This is a genomic window from Methylobacterium sp. Leaf88 (assembly GCF_001422795.1).
Lineage (GTDB): Bacteria > Pseudomonadota > Alphaproteobacteria > Rhizobiales > Beijerinckiaceae > Methylobacterium.
Map to the genome: position 1 here is coordinate 328,615 of NZ_LMMK01000045.1, position 14,907 is coordinate 343,521.

The following is a 14,907-nucleotide window of genomic DNA, read 5'->3' on the forward strand; positions in this document are numbered from 1 at the left end:
CGCCTCGCTGCCGGGGTTTCCCGGCCCCGACGCCGGCGCGGCGCTCGCGGCCTTCCGCCGGACCTGCCGGACCCCGCCGGGGACGCCCCAGCCCGCCACCGTCGCGGGCGCGCCCGAGGCGCTCCGGACCGCCTGCGCCCGGGCCGAGACCGTGTCCGAGCCTGTGGCTGACGCCGCGGCGGCCCGCTTCTTCGCCGAAGCCTTCACGCCCTACCGAATCGTCAGGCCTCCGGCCGGGGGCAAGCCCGAGCAGCGCACGGGCTTCCTCACCGGTTACTTCGAGCCGGAACTCGTCGGCGCCGTCACCCCGAGCCCGGATTTCACCGCCGCGGTGCTGGCCCGGCCCGACGACCTCGTCAGCCTGGAGCCCGGCGAGACGCGGCCCGGCCTCGACCCGTCCTTGCGCGCCGCGCGCCGGACCGGCGACGGCTTCGAGGCCTATCCCGATCGGGCCGCGATCGAGGACGGCGCCCTGGGCGCCCGCGCCCGCCCCCTCCTCTACCTGCGCGACGCCGTCGACCTGTTCGTGCTCCAGGTCCAGGGCTCCGGCCGGGTCCGCCTGACCGACGGGCGCTCCGTCCGGGTCCTCTACGACGGCCGCAACGGCCGGCCCTACACCTCCATCGGCAAGCTCATCGTGACGGAGGGGCACCTGCCCCTCGACGGCCTTACCCTGGCCCGCTGGACCGGCTGGCTGCGGGCCAACCCCCGGCACGCCGCCCGGCTGATGCGGGCCAACGCCTCCTACATCTTCTTCCGCCTGGCCGAGATCGACGACCCGACGCTCGGGCCGCCCGGCGGGGCCGGCGTGCCCCTCAGCCCCGGCCGCAACCTCGCGGTTGACGCCACCCTCTGGCGCTACGGCCTGCCGTTCTGGCTCGAGGGCCGGATCGCCGGATCCGCCGAGCCGGGGCGCCTCGTCGTCGCCGCCGACACGGGGTCGGCCATCGTCGGCCCGGCGCGCGGCGACCTCTATCTCGGCACCGGCGCGGAGGCGGGGATCGCCGCCGGCAACCTGCGCGACGCCGTCGGCTTCGTCGTCCTGCTCCCGAAATCCGGGACGTCCGCCCCATGAAGACGCCCCGGCGCCCGCGCGGCCTCTCCGGGGAGGACGCCTATCTGTGGGGCGAGATCGCCCGGCTGATCACGCCCCTGCGCGGCCGCCTCGCGGGGCGGGGCGCGGCGGGCAAGCCGGCCGCCGCCACGCCGGCCCCGGCGACGCCCGCGGGGGCGTCGTCCAAGGTCGTCCCCGCCAAGTCCGCCATCGCCAAGTCCGCCATCACCAACTCGGGTCCCGCCAAGCCCGCGCCCCCGAAACCGATGCCCCGGACGCTGGCCAAGCGCGCGGCGCTGAAGCCGAACCCGCCGCCGGCGCCGCCGGCCCCCGTCCTGGCACCGGCACCGCCGACCGCGCCCGGTCTCGAGCGCCGCGTCCGCCTTGCCCTGCGCCGGGGCGCCCTCCAGGTCGATGCCCGGATCGATCTCCACGGGATGTACCAGGCGGAGGCGCACGGGGCGCTGATCGGCTTCCTGATGCGGGCCCGGGCGTCGGGCCACACCCACGTCCTCGTGGTCACCGGCAAGGGCGGCCCGACCTACGACGACGCCTTCTCCGAGCGCGGCGTGCTCCGCCGCAGCGTGCCCCACTGGCTGCGCGCGCCGGAGCTGCGCACCGTGGTCCTCGGCTTCGAGGAGGCGGCCCGCCACCACGGCGGTGCCGGGGCCCTCTACGTCCGCCTGCGCCGCCGCTGAGGGCCCCTGGCGGAGCCCCGACGGACGGACCTTGCGAAAAGCCGGGAAACGCGCTACCGCTGAGGCCTCTCCTCGTTACGCCGTGTTGCATCCGTGAGCCTCTGGCTCCGCCAAGACGATGCGCGGAGCCGTCTTTCCCCAGGACGGACCGACTGATCGGCGCCGAAACGGCGCCCGGCGACCAAACTCCCCGACTGCCCCGTCCGACCCTCTGCCCCGCCTCGCCCTTCCCGCCGGTTCTGAATCCCCCATGACGTCACCGTACGAGACCCTCCCCGTGGAAAGCCCGGCCGAGGGCGGAATCGTCGCCGCCGATCTCGACGGCATGCGCGAGGTCAAGCTCCAGGACCTCAAGTCCAGGACGCCGACCGACCTGATCGCCTTCGCCGAAGAGGTCGAGGTCGAGAACGCCTCGACCATGCGCAAGCAGGAACTGATGTTCGCCATCCTGAAGCAGCTCGCTGCCAAGGAGGTCGAGATCATCGGGGCGGGCACCGTCGAGGTGCTGCAGGACGGCTTCGGCTTCCTGCGCTCGTCCGATTCGAACTACCTGCCGGGCCCCGACGACATCTACATCTCGCCGACCCAGATCCGGCGCTTCGGCCTGCGCACCGGCGACACCGTCGAGGGGCCGATCCGCGGACCCAAGGACGGCGAGCGCTACTTCGCGCTGCTCAAGGTCAACACGATCAACTTCGAGAACCCGGAGAAGATCAAGCACAAGGTCCATTTCGACAACCTGACGCCGCTCTTCCCGACGCAGCGCTTCAAGCTCGAACTGGACAATCCGCCCAAGAAGGATTTCTCGCCGCGGATCATCGACATCGTCGCCCCCATCGGCAAGGGCCAGCGCGCCCTGATCGTGGCGCCGCCGCGCACCGGCAAGACCGTGCTGATGCAGAACATCGCGCAGTCGATCACCATCAACCACCCGGAATGCTACCTCATCGTGCTGCTCATCGACGAGCGCCCCGAGGAAGTCACCGACATGATCCGCTCGGTGAAGGGCGAGGTCATCGCCTCGACCTTCGATGAGCCGGCCACCCGCCACGTGCAGGTCGCCGAGATGGTGATCGAGAAGGCCAAGCGCCTCGTGGAGCATGGCCGTGACGTGGTCATCCTGCTCGATTCGATCACCCGCCTGGGCCGGGCCTACAACACCGTGGTGCCGTCCTCCGGCAAGGTGCTCACGGGCGGCGTCGACGCCAACGCCCTGCAGCGCCCGAAGCGCTTCTTCGGTGCCGCCCGCAACATCGAGGAGGGCGGCTCGCTCTCGATCATCGCCACCGCGCTCATCGACACCGGCTCGCGCATGGACGAGGTGATCTTCGAGGAGTTCAAGGGCACCGGCAACTCCGAGATCATTCTCGACCGCAAGGTCTCCGACAAGCGCATCTTCCCGGCCATCGACATCACCCGCTCGGGCACCCGCAAGGAAGAGCTCCTGGTGCCGCCGGATGCGCTCAAGAAGACCTACGTCCTGCGCCGCATCCTCAACCCGATGGGCGTCACCGACGCGATCGAGTTCCTCATGGACAAGCTGCGCCAGACCAAGAGCAACAACGACTTCTTCGACTCGATGAACACCTGAGACCGACCCGGCCGGACCCGCGCGGCATCAGCCTACGGGTCCGGTCGGTGCCCTCGCCCGCTCGAAGATTTCCGGCTGAAACAAGTTTGTTAGCTGGTTAATGATTGCCTGACGCGTCAGGGATTGGCGTCCGGGGCGCCGCGCCGATGACCGAAACCCCCACCCTCTACGCGCCTGCCACCGGCCCGGGTCGATCGGCGGTCAGCGTCATCCGGATCTCCGGACCGGCCTCGGCCGCGGTGATTCACACCCTCGCCGGCCCCCTCCCCCCGCCCCGCCGCCTGTCCCTGCGCACGCTGCGCAGCCCCGACGGCACGCCGCTCGACCAGGCCCTCGTCGCCTGGATGCCGGGCCCCGCCAGCTTCACCGGCGAGGACATGGTGGAGCTGCACCTGCATGGCGGCCTGGCCGTTCGCAGCGCGGTCCTGCAAGCTCTGGCCGAGATCCCGCACTGTCGACCGGCCGAGCCCGGGGCCTTCACCCGCCGGGCCTTCCTCAACGGCCGTCTGGACCTCACCGAAGCCGAGGGGATCGCCGACCTCATCGATGCCGAGACCGAGGCGCAGCGACGCCAGGCCCTGCGCCAGCTCGATGGGGCCCTGGGCGGGCGGGTGGCCGATTGGCGCGCACGCCTCATCGATCTCCTCGCGGGCGTCGAGGCGGCCCTCGATTTCTCCGACGAAGGGGACGTCGACGACGCGGCCCTGGACGCCGCCCTGGCGCAGAAGGTCCGCGCGATCCGCGACGAGATCGCAACGGTCCTGGCCGATGCCCGGCGCGGCGAGCGCCTGCGGGATGGTTTCACCGTGGTCCTGGCCGGACCACCCAATGCCGGCAAGTCGACGCTGCTGAACGCCCTGAGCCGGCGCGAGGCGGCCATCGTCTCGGCCATCCCCGGCACCACCCGCGACGTCATTGAGGTCCGCTGCGACCTCGGCGGCTTGCCGGTGATCCTGGTCGACACCGCCGGCCTGCGCGAGGCGGGCGATGCCATTGAGGCGGAGGGCATCCGCCGCACACGGGCCCGGATGCGGCAGGCCGACCTCGTCGTGATGCTCGACGGCCCGGACGCGCCGGCGACCACGCTCGAGCCGATGCCGGAGGGACCGATGCTCCGCGTGCGGACCAAGCGCGACCTCGAGCCTGCCGTCGGCGTGCCGGAGAGCGCAATCGGCATCTCGGCGATCACCGGCGCGGGCCTGGACGGATTGCTGGCGGCCATCGAGGCCGAGGCTTCCCGAGCAGTCGGGAGCGGCGATGCCCTGATCACCCGCGAACGCCACCGGCTGGGGCTGACCCGCTGCCGCGAGGATCTCGACCGCCTGCTGGCGGGGGCGGCCCTGCCCGAGCTCGCCGCCGAGGATCTCCGGCTCGCCGTGCGCGCGCTGGGCGAAGTGGCAGGGCATGTGAGCGTCGAGGAGATGCTGGATCGGCTGTTCTCCGGCTTCTGCATCGGCAAGTGAGCCGGGTCGACCCCGGCCTGTGACCCCGGGACCACGGGGCGGCGTTTTCACGTGAAAACCACGCCGTGGTCGAACCATCGATTGACCATCGGCGCGCTAGCCGCTTAATCGATCCCATGCACCACACCCCTGATTCCTACGACGTGATCGTCGTCGGTGGAGGCCATGCCGGCGTCGAGGCAGCGGCCGCCGCGGCCCGGATCGGCGCGCGGACGGCCCTCGTGACCCATCAGGCCGCCACCATCGGTGCCATGTCCTGCAATCCCGCCATCGGCGGTCTGGGCAAGGGTCATCTGGTCTGCGAAGTCGATGCCCTCGACGGCCTGATGGGGCGGGTCGCCGACGCGGCCGGCATTCAGTTCCGGCTCCTCAACCGACGCAAGGGTCCCGCGGTCCGCGGTCCCCGCACCCAGGCTGATCGCAAGCTCTACGCCCGCGCCATGCAGGCGGCCATCGCCGGGACCGCGAACCTGGCGGTGATCGAAGGGGAGGTGGCCGACCTCGCCCTCGCCGGGGGACGCGTCTCGGGGGTGATCCTGGCCGATGGGCGCACCCTCCCCTGCGCCGCCGTCGTGCTGACCACCGGCACCTTCCTGCGCGGCCTCATCCATATCGGCGAGACCCAGATCCCCGCCGGTCGGATTGGCGAGGGGCCGTCCGTGGGCTTGGCCCGGACACTGGACCGCGCCGGTTTCGCCCTTGGCCGCCTGAAGACCGGCACGCCGGCCCGCCTCGACGGGCGCACCATCGACTGGTCCGGCCTGGAGATGCAGTCGGCCGACGCGGACCCCGTCCCGTTCTCGACCCTTACCGAGCGGATCACCACGCCGCAGATCCAGTGCGGCATCACCCGCACGACCCAGGCGGTCCACGACCTCATCCGCGCCAACCTGCACCGCTCGCCGATGTATTCCGGCGGCATCGCCAGCCGGGGGCCGCGCTACTGCCCGTCCATCGAGGACAAGGTGGTGCGCTTCGGGGATCGCGAGGGCCACCAGATCTTCCTCGAACCGGAAGGCCTGGACGACCCGACCGTCTACCCCAATGGCATCTCCACCGCGCTGCCCGAGAGCGTCCAGCGCGAGGTCATCGCGCTGATCCCCGGGCTGGAGCGCGCCGCGATCCTGCGGCCGGGTTACGCCATCGAGTACGACTACGTGGACCCCCGCGAACTCGACGCGACCCTCCAGGCCAAGCGCCTGCCGGGCCTGTTCCTGGCCGGGCAGATCAACGGCACCACCGGCTACGAGGAAGCGGCGGGGCAGGGGCTCGTGGCTGGCATCAACGCGGCCCGCCACGCCGGCGGCTCGGCCCTCGCCACCTTCGACCGGGCCGAATCCTACCTCGGCGTGATGATCGACGATCTCGTTACCCATGGGGTGAGCGAGCCCTACCGCATGTTCACCTCGCGCTCGGAATACCGGCTCTCCCTGCGCATCGACAATGCCGACGAGCGCCTAACGCCGAAGGGCGCCGCCCTCGGCTGCGTCGGGCGGCACCGCGCCGCGCATTTCGCCGCCGGGCAGACGGCCCTCGAGGCCGCGCGCGCGCAGCTCGACCGCCTGAGTCTCAGCCCGAACCAGGCCGGAGCCGTCGGTATCGCGCTCAACCAGGACGGCATCCGCCGCAGCGCCTTCCAGCTCCTGTCCTACTCGGACATCGACTGGGCGCGCCTCTGCGCGGTCTGGCCGGAACTCGCGGCGGTCCCGCCCCGCGTGGCCGAGCGGCTCTGCACCGACGCCACCTACGCCGTCTATCTCGACCGGCAGCGGGCCGACATCGCCGCCTTCCGGCGGGACGAGGCCGTGGCCCTGCCGATCCGCCTGGACTATGCGGGCATTCCCGGGTTGTCGAACGAGATGCGGCTGAAGCTCGAAGCCGTGCGTCCGGGAACCCTGGGGCAGGCGGCCCGCATCGAGGGCGTGACCCCCGCCGCCCTTACGCTCCTCGCCGCCCATGCCCGCCGGGCCGAGCGTGGGGCCTCCCATGGCCTCTGATCGCGACCGCGATCGGGTCCTGGCCGCTGCGGGGGTTTCACGTGAAACAGCGCGGCGCCTCGATCTCTATGTCGACCAGCTGCGGCGCTGGCAGACGGTCAAGAATCTGGTCGGACCGGCCACCCTGTCTGAGGTCTGGACCCGCCACATTGCCGACGCGCTCCAGCTTCGTGAGCTCGCGCCGGAGGCCGACACCTGGCTGGACCTTGGGGCGGGGGCGGGACTCCCCGGCCTCGTCCTTGCCATTGCGGGCCGGGAGCGTCCCGGGTTTCGGGTCGATCTCGTCGAGAGCAATGCGCGCAAATGCGCCTTCCTCACCGAGACCGCGCGCCTCACCGGCGCGCCTGCGACGGTGCACAACGCCCGGATCGAGCAGGTCATCGGCACGCATCGCGGCGCCGCGGTGGTCTGCGCCCGGGCGCTCGCCCCCCTCGCCCAGCTGCTCGCCTGGGCGGAGCCGCTGTTGACAACCGGCACGGTCGGCCTGTTTCCGAAAGGACGGGATGTCCAATCGGAATTGACCGAGGCCGCGCAACGGTGGAGATTCGTTTACGATCTCGTGCCGAGCCGAACCGAGTCGGAAGCGCGGATCGTCCGCGTCACGACCCTATCTCGCGTGGATTCATGACAAGCGATCCGACTGCCGTACCGACGACCGGAGCGCATCCGGATCGGCCGCTGCGCATCCTGGCCCTGGCCAACCAGAAGGGGGGCGTCGGCAAGACGACGACGGCGATCAACCTCGGCACCGCTCTGGCGGCCATCGGCGAGAGCGTCCTGGTGATCGACCTCGATCCGCAGGGAAACGCCTCCACGGGTCTCGGCATCGATCGCCGCCAGCGCAAGGTCTCGACCTACCACGTGCTCGCCGGCGAGGCGTCCCTGGGGCAGGCTTGCATCCCCACCGCGGTGCCGCGCCTGATGGTGGCCCCCTCCACCATGGACCTCCTCGGCCTGGAGCTGGAGATGGCGAGCGCGCCGGACCGCGCCCATCGCCTGCGCAACGTGCTGAAGGGCGTCGGCGAGGTCGGCGCCACGGCGGGTGTCACCTACGTGCTGATCGACTGCCCGCCCTCCCTGAACCTGCTGACGATCAACGCCCTGGCGGCCTCCGACGCGGTGCTGGTCCCCCTGCAATGCGAGTTCTTCGCCCTCGAAGGCTTGAGCCAGCTGCTGCGCACGGTGGAGCAGGTGCGGGGCGCCCTCAATCCGCGCCTCACCATCCAGGGCATCGTCCTGACCATGTTCGATCCCCGCAACAACCTGTCGGCGCAGGTGGTGGCGGATGTGCGCAGCTTCATGGGGGAGAAGGTCTACGAGACCATGATTCCCCGCAACGTCCGCGTGTCCGAGGCGCCGTCGCACGGCAAGCCCGTGCTGCTCTACGATCTCAAATGTGCGGGCTCGCAGGCCTATTTGCGCCTCGCCTCCGAGATCATCCAGCGCGAGGGGCGTCTGCCCGTCGCCGCGTGACCGATGCGGGGGCCCCCTGCCCCCGGTGTGTGACAAGCGTTTCCCGAAGGTTCGGAGTTGAAGCAGGTGGCGATGGCGGATGATGTGGTGCGGCCCAGGCTCGGGCGCGGCCTCGCGGCCCTGATCGGCGATTTCGGCGATGACAGTGCTGCGGCGAGCAAGTCTCAGGAGCAGCGCAAGGTCGCGGTGGAATTCCTGCGTCCCAACCCGCGCAACCCGCGCCGCCGCTTCCACGAATCCGACCTCGAGGAGCTGTCGGCTTCGATCAAGCTGCGCGGCATCATCCAGCCCATCGTGGTCCGGGCCCTGGCCGGCGTGCCGGACACCTACGAGATCGTCGCCGGCGAGCGCCGCTGGCGCGCGGCCCAGCGGGCCGGGCTCCACGAAGTGCCGGTGGTCACGGTGGAGATCGACGATCGGACCTCCCTCGAATTTGCCATCCTGGAGAACGTCCAGCGCACGGACCTCAACGCCATCGAGGAGGCCGCGGGCTACGAGCGGTTGATGAGCGAGTTCCAGTACAGCCAGAGCGAGCTCGCGGAGATCCTCGGCAAGAGCCGCAGCCACCTCGCCAACACCCTTCGGCTGCTCCAGCTCGCCCCGACGATTCAGGACCGGGTCGTGGCCGGTGAGATCACGGCCGGCCATGCCCGCGCGCTCCTGGCCGTGCGGGATGCCGAGGGCGTTGCCCGCCGGATCGTGGAGGAGGGCCTGTCGGTCCGCGAGGTTGAGGCCTTGGCCTCCGCCGAGGTGCCGGAGGGCGACGGCCCCCGCCCCGGCCGGCCCCGGCGCGCGGCCGAGAAGGATGCGGAGATCCGCACCTTGGAGCAGGCCATGGCCCGCGCCCTCGGCATGACGGTGGCCGTCAAGTCGAAGGTGGCCGGGGCGGGGGAGATCCGCATCCGCTACGAGAACGCGGCCGAGCTCGAAGCCCTGTGCCAGCGCTTCAACCTGGGGCAGGCGGAGGCCTGAGCCAGACCGATCGCTAACGCCGCCGGGCCGCCTCGCCGGCGATGCGCAGGAGGGTGCTCGAGGCATGCGCGTGGGCCAGGTCCGGGTCCGCGCGGCGGCAGGCCAGGACGGAGTCCTGCAACAGCTGGATCGCGTGGCGCAGGGCCGGGGGCGACCAGCGGGCGAGCTGGGTCTCCACCAGGGCTTTCCGCCGGAAATGCAGGCCACGCCAGTTCGCCACCATCAGGCTGGCACTCTGCCCCTCCCCGGCGAGCCGCGTGGCCAGGAGCGTCAGGGCGTGCCGCAGGGCCGAGCCGAGCATCACCGAGGGATCCATGCCCTCGTGGCGGAAGCGGCGATAATCGCGCTCGACCTCGCCGCTGCGCCCCGCGAAGGCCGCATCGATCAGGGTGTTGAGCACGCTGCCGGCGACGTCGCTGACCACCGCCTCGACATCGTCGAGGCTCACTTGGCTCTGGCCACGGGCGTAGAGGGCGAGCTTCTCGATCTCCGACAGGCTGGCGCCGCGGTCACCGCCGAGGCTGGTGGCGAGCACGTCCCGCGCCTCGCGGGCGATGCGCAGGCCCTGGTCCTGCAGGGTGCGGTCGATGAGGTCGCCCAAGGCCCGCTCGTCGTCGGGATAGCAGGGCAGGGCGAGGGCCTTCGGCGACTTCTCGCAGAGCGTCCGCAAGGGCGCGCTCTTGGCGAGGTCGCCGCCCTCCACCACGATGCGGGCGTTCTGGATCTCGGCCTTCAGGGCGGCCTCGACGGCGGGGGCGTAGTTGCGGCTGCCGGACCGGACCCAGATGGTGCGGGTGCCGCCGAAGAGCCCGACCGTGCCGGCCTCGTCCACGAGGCGGCCGGGGTCCTGGGCCAGCACGTCACCGTCGATCTTCACCATGGCGAAGGGGTCGCCCGGATCGCTGACGAAGGCTTCCGCCAGCGCCTTGGCGCGGGTGAAGACGAGGCCCGTATCCGGGCCGTAGACGAGGAGGATCGCGATGCGCGGATCGGGCCCGCGCCGGATCAGCCCGTCGACGTCTCCGGCCTTGACGGCGGTCACGCGCCCGTCCCGCTCAGGGCTTCGTCACCAGCACGGAGGCGATGCGGGTCTTGATCTGCTCGGCCAGGACCTTGGCGAGGCGGATCTCGGCGTCACGGGCGGCCCGCAGGCTGGCGAAGCGCTGGATCGAGCGGTCGTAGGTGGCGGTGGAGGTCGCCACGCCCTCGCTGATGATCTTCGTGCCGCTCAGGTCTTCCAGGGCGTATTTCACGGTTCCGACGATGGTGCCGGCCTCGGCGCGACCGGTCTGCGAGGAGACGATCGGGGTCTGCACCGACTCGCTGCCCTGCATCTTCAGGCGATAGCGCTTGGCGGAGGGCTGGCCCGAGCCGTCGAGATCGAAGATGAGTTCGCTGCGCAGGTAATGCCCCAGGCGCTCCTGGCCCTGCGCCATCGCCACGTCGTCCACCTGGACGGAGGCGAGGAGGGCGGCCATGGGCTCGCCGGAGGCGGTGGGGCCGTAGAGGGGGCGGAAGCAGGCCGACAGGTTGAGCGCCAGGGCGGCGACGGCCGCGACCCGCACGGCCCGGCCGACCGAACCGGTTGCCGCGACCCGAACCGCCATCGCCCCGTTTGCCAAGCGCATCATGCCCGCTGCCGTCCCGCTGTCTCGTCCCGCCCGTCTGTACGGCGAACCGGAGTTCGACGACAGCCTATTCGCGCCAAGCTTTACGTTTCCTATCCGGCAGGATCATGGTCGCCGGATCGGGGGTGTGGACAATGTGGGCGTCCCCCTCCCTCTTAAAGGGGCGGGGTCGGGGGTCGGGGCGGTTCCACTTGCCTCCGCAACGCGAGGGTCGCCCAACCACCCCCGCCTCCAACGCCTTCCCGCAAGTGCCATGGATGTCGGGCAGGCCCGAGATCCGCTGGGGAGGAGGGCTGCGTCGCGTGCGCCGAACCGAATCTCAGCGTTGGGAAGGCCGGGCGCTGTGCCAGGCCCCGTTCCGCCCGCCGGAAGCCGGAGCGCGGTCTCCTCGATCAGACGACGAGGTTCACGATCCGGCCCGGCACCACGATGACCTTCTTCGGGCTACGGCCCTCCAGAGCCCGCTGCACCGCCTCGTCGGCCAGGACCAGGGCCTGAACCGCCGCCACGTCGGCGCTGCGCGGCACCGTGACGTCCGCCCGCTTCTTGCCGTTGAGCTGGACGGGGAGGGTGACGCTGTCCTCCACGAGGAGCGCGCGCTCGACCTTCGGCCAGGCCGCCTGCGCGGCCAGGCCGTCGCGGCCCAGCGCCTGCCAGCATTCCTCGGCGAGATGCGGCATCATCGGGGCGATCAGCTGGGTCAGGATCCCGGCCGCCTCCCCGGCGACGGCCCGCGAGACGCCGCCCCGTAGGGCCTCGTCGAGGGCGTTGGCAAGGGTGTAGATGTGCGCCACGCAGCGGTTGAAGCGCAGGCGCTCCACATCCTCCTCCACGGCGGCCAGGGCCTTGTGGGCGGCCTTGCGCAGGGCGGCGTCGCCGGCGGCCTCCGGTGCCGCCACGGTGCTCGCCAGGGAGACGAGACGCCAGACGCGCTGGACGAAGCGGGCCGCGCCCTGGACGCCGTCCTCGGTCCAGATCACGTCGCGCTCGGGCGGCGAGTCGGAGAGCATGAACCAGCGCGCGGTGTCGGCGCCGTAGCTGGCGATGATGTCGTCCGGGTCGACGACGTTCTTCTTCGACTTCGACATCTTCTCGATGGCGCCGATCGTGATCGGCGCCGCCGTTTTCACGTGAAACGCCTCCCGCGTGCCGGACTCGGCCGAGATCCGGATGTCGGCCGGCGGCACCCAGGCCCCGGCCGCATCCTTGTAGGTCTCGTGGACCACCATGCCCTGCGTGAACAGGCCGTCGAAGGGCTCCGAGACGCCGGACCAGTCGGTGGCCTTCATGGCCCGCATGAAGAAGCGGGCGTAGAGCAGGTGCAGGATCGCGTGCTCGATGCCACCGATATACTGGTCGACGGCGAGCCACTGGTCGACCGCGGCGCGGTCGGTGGGCGCGTCCTGCAGCCAGGGGGCGGTGAAGCGGGCATAGTACCAGGACGAATCCACGAAGGTGTCCATGGTGTCGGTCTCGCGCCGTGCCGGCTGCCCGCAGGTGGGGCAGGGGACGTTGCGCCAGGCGTGGTCGCGCTCCAGGGGGTTGCCGGGCACGTCGAAGGAAACCGTGTCGGGGAGCTTCACCGGCAGGTCGGCCACCGGCACCGGCACGGGCCCGCAGGCCTCGCAGTGGATGATCGGGATGGGGCAGCCCCAGTAGCGCTGGCGCGAGACGCCCCAGTCGCGCAGGCGGAACTGCACCTTGCGCTGCGCCACCGGCTCTCCGTCGAGGATCTCCACCTCCAGGCGGTTGGCCACGGCGTGGAAGGCCTCGTCCGTGGTCATGTCGTCGAGGAAGCGCGAGTGGATCATCCGCCCGTCGCCGTCATAGGCGGTGTCGGTGATGACGAAGCTGGCCGCGTCCTGGTCCTCCGGGCAGACCACGGGTGTGTTGCCGAGCCCGTACTTGTTGGCGAAGTCGAGGTCGCGCTGGTCGTGGGCCGGGCAGCCGAACACCGCGCCGGTGCCGTAGTCCATGAGCACGAAGTTCGCGACGTAGACCGGCAGCAGCCAGGACGGGTCGAGGGGGTGGCGGACCTTGAGGCCGGTGTCGAAGCCGAGCTTCTCCGCCGTGTCGATGGCGGCCTGGGCCGTGCCCGTGCGCCGGCATTCCTCGATGAAGCCCTGCAGGGCCGGGTGGGCCGGGGCCAGGGCGGCGGCGATCGGGTGGTCGGCGGCGATGGCCAGGAACTTCGCCCCGAACAGGGTGTCGGGCCGCGTCGTGTAGACCTTCACCTCGGGGTCGACATGGGCCGGCGGCGCCTCCAGGGCGAAGCGGACCTCCAACCCTTCCGAGCGGCCGATCCAGTTCTTCTGCATCACCCGGACCTTCTCGGGCCAGCGCTCCAGGCCGTCGAGGGCGTCGTAGAGGTCCTGGGCGAAATCGGTGATCTTGAAGAACCACTGGGTCAGCTCGCGCTGCTCCACCAGGGCGCCCGAGCGCCAGCCGCGCCCGTCGATGACCTGCTCGTTGGCCAGCACCGTGTGGTCCACCGGGTCCCAGTTCACCTTCGCGGTGCGGCGCGTCACCAGACCCTTGGCCAGGAAGTCGAGGAACATGCGCTGCTGGTGCTTGTAGTATTCGGGGTCGCAGGTCGCGATCTCCCGGCTCCAGTCCAGCGACAGGCCCATGCTCTGGAGCTGGCCGCGCATCGTCGCGATGTTGGCGTAGGTCCAGTCGCGCGGGTTGACCTTGCGCTCCATGGCGGCGTTCTCGGCCGGCAGGCCGAAGGCGTCCCAGCCCATCGGGTGCAGCACGTTGAAGCCCCGCGCCCGCTTGTAGCGCGCCACCACGTCGCCCATGGCGTAGTTGCGCACGTGGCCCATGTGGATGCGCCCCGACGGGTAGGGGAACATCTCCAGCACGTAGTATTTCGGCTTCGGATCGTCGTTCTTCGTGGCGTAGATGGCCGCCGCATCCCACGCCTGCTGCCAGCGCGGCTCTGTCTCCTTGGCGTTGTAGCGCTCGGGAGCGGGTTTGGGGGCGGGGGTGGTCGTCATGGGCCGGCGCCGGGGTTCGGGGGTGAGGGGCGCGCCCCGCACGGTGCGGGCGCGCCCTGAGAGGCTGGGGGCCGGACTACCACGGGGAGGGGAGGGGTCAACACGGATCGGGTCGTCCCGCCCGCCGGGGGAGCCGCGTCGCGGGGGCCCCGTCGGCGTGATGCGCGTTGTCCTTCGCGGCCCGCGCCCGGGATGGTAGTTCCCGGGCCGACCGGTTCACCGAACCCCTTCCCTGCGAGGCAGCATGGCCGACACAGTCTCCGACGACGCCGCTCCCGAAGCCGCTCCCCACGCCGCCCCGCCCCCCCCGAACGCCGCCGACGTGGTGGCCGGGCTCGCGGCGGTGCGCCACCAGATCGCCCAGGCGGCCGAGGATGCCGAGCGCGACCCCGCCTCGGTCGCCCTGGTGGCGGTGTCGAAGACGATTCCCGCCGCGGGCATCCTGCCGGCGCTCGAGGCCGGGCAGCGCCTGTTCGGCGAGAACTACGTCCAGGAATCGAAGGCCAAGTGGCCAGCCCTGCGCGAGCGCTTCCCGGATGTGGAGCTCCACCTCGTCGGCCCGCTGCAATCCAACAAGGCCCGGGAGGCGGTGGAGCTGTTCGACGTCATCCACGGCCTCGACCGGCTCTCCCTCGCGGCGGCGCTCGCCAAGGAGATCGCGCGGGTCGGACGGGCGCCCAAGCTCCTGATCCAGGTCAATACCGGCGACGAGCCGCAGAAGGGCGGCATCTCCTCGGCCCAGGTCGACACCCTGCTCTCGGAGTGCCGCGAGACCCACGGCCTCGCGATCCAGGGGCTGATGTGCATCCCGCCCGCCGAGGCGCCGCCCTCGGCCCATTTCGCCCTGCTGGCCCGGATCGCCGAGCGCCACAACCTGCCGATCCTCTCCATGGGCATGAGCGCGGACTACCCCGCGGCGATCCAGATGGGCGCGACCCATGTCCGGGTCGGCACCGCGATCTTCGGCGCCCGCCCGCGCAGGGACTAGGGCGCCGCCTCGCACCGGCGCGGTCCACCGCCAGGGCGCCGGCC

The 14,907-nt window shown here is 71.4% G+C and carries 12 protein-coding genes; 9 read left to right on the plus strand and 3 right to left on the minus strand.

The genetic code is table 11. From position 1 onward, the window contains the following. From ASF20_RS18055 to ASF20_RS18090, 8 genes are all read left to right on the plus strand, one after another. A partial coding sequence (locus ASF20_RS18055; protein ID WP_056276397.1) for a murein transglycosylase A occupies positions 1 to 1,075 on the plus strand: 1,075 nt, incomplete at its 5' end. After that, the gene (locus ASF20_RS18060) at positions 1,072 to 1,752 is read left to right on the plus strand and encodes a Smr/MutS family protein (protein WP_056276401.1); all 681 of its coding nucleotides are present in this window, start codon (positions 1,072 to 1,074) and stop codon (positions 1,750 to 1,752) included. The genes ASF20_RS18055 and ASF20_RS18060, both read left to right, overlap by 4 nt. Before the next feature lie 250 nt (positions 1,753 to 2,002). Further along, a complete protein-coding gene (gene rho, locus ASF20_RS18065; RefSeq protein ID WP_056218446.1) occupies positions 2,003 to 3,343 on the plus strand; it encodes a transcription termination factor Rho in 1,341 nt (446 codons plus the stop codon). A 146-nt stretch (positions 3,344 to 3,489) separates the two neighbouring features. Beyond that, positions 3,490 to 4,806 carry a tRNA uridine-5-carboxymethylaminomethyl(34) synthesis GTPase MnmE gene (gene mnmE, locus ASF20_RS18070; protein ID WP_056276405.1) on the plus strand — a complete coding sequence of 439 codons (1,317 nt, stop codon included), beginning with the start codon at positions 3,490 to 3,492 and terminating at the stop codon, positions 4,804 to 4,806. 116 nt (positions 4,807 to 4,922) lie between these two features. Further along, the gene (mnmG, locus tag ASF20_RS18075) at positions 4,923 to 6,803 is read left to right on the plus strand and encodes a tRNA uridine-5-carboxymethylaminomethyl(34) synthesis enzyme MnmG (protein WP_056276407.1); all 1,881 of its coding nucleotides are present in this window, start codon (positions 4,923 to 4,925) and stop codon (positions 6,801 to 6,803) included. Then, positions 6,793 to 7,431 (plus strand): 16S rRNA (guanine(527)-N(7))-methyltransferase RsmG, encoded by a 639-nt coding sequence (gene rsmG / locus ASF20_RS18080; RefSeq protein WP_056276410.1) that lies wholly within the window; start codon positions 6,793 to 6,795, stop codon positions 7,429 to 7,431. Before mnmG ends, rsmG begins: the two co-directional genes overlap by 11 nt. Beyond that, positions 7,428 to 8,276, plus strand: coding sequence for a ParA family protein (locus ASF20_RS18085; protein WP_056218438.1), 849 nt, complete (start codon positions 7,428 to 7,430; stop codon positions 8,274 to 8,276). The genes rsmG and ASF20_RS18085 overlap by 4 nt, the downstream gene beginning before the upstream one ends. Before the next feature lie 72 nt (positions 8,277 to 8,348). After that, positions 8,349 to 9,248, plus strand: a complete 900-nt coding sequence (locus tag ASF20_RS18090; protein ID WP_056219423.1) for a ParB/RepB/Spo0J family partition protein — start codon at positions 8,349 to 8,351, stop codon at positions 9,246 to 9,248. Between the two features lie 13 nt (positions 9,249 to 9,261). On the opposite strand, the gene holA is transcribed toward ASF20_RS18090, so the two are convergent. From holA to leuS, 3 genes are all read right to left on the minus strand, one after another. Further along, the gene (holA, locus tag ASF20_RS18095) at positions 9,262 to 10,290 is read right to left on the minus strand and encodes a DNA polymerase III subunit delta (protein ID WP_056218436.1); all 1,029 of its coding nucleotides are present in this window, start codon (positions 10,288 to 10,290) and stop codon (positions 9,262 to 9,264) included. 13 nt (positions 10,291 to 10,303) lie between these two features. Then, entirely contained in the window at positions 10,304 to 10,855 is a 552-nt protein-coding gene (lptE, locus tag ASF20_RS18100) for an LPS assembly lipoprotein LptE (protein WP_056276722.1), read from the minus strand. A gap of 413 nt (positions 10,856 to 11,268) precedes the next feature. Next, a complete protein-coding gene (gene leuS, locus ASF20_RS18105) occupies positions 11,269 to 13,875 on the minus strand; it encodes a leucine--tRNA ligase (protein ID WP_056276415.1) in 2,607 nt (868 codons plus the stop codon). Positions 13,876 to 14,119: 244 nt separating this feature from the next. Here leuS and ASF20_RS18110 point away from each other — a divergent pair, with 244 nt between their 5' ends. Beyond that, positions 14,120 to 14,863 (plus strand): YggS family pyridoxal phosphate-dependent enzyme, encoded by a 744-nt coding sequence (locus tag ASF20_RS18110; RefSeq protein ID WP_056276418.1) that lies wholly within the window; start codon positions 14,120 to 14,122, stop codon positions 14,861 to 14,863. The last annotated feature ends 44 nt before the right edge of the window (positions 14,864 to 14,907 follow it).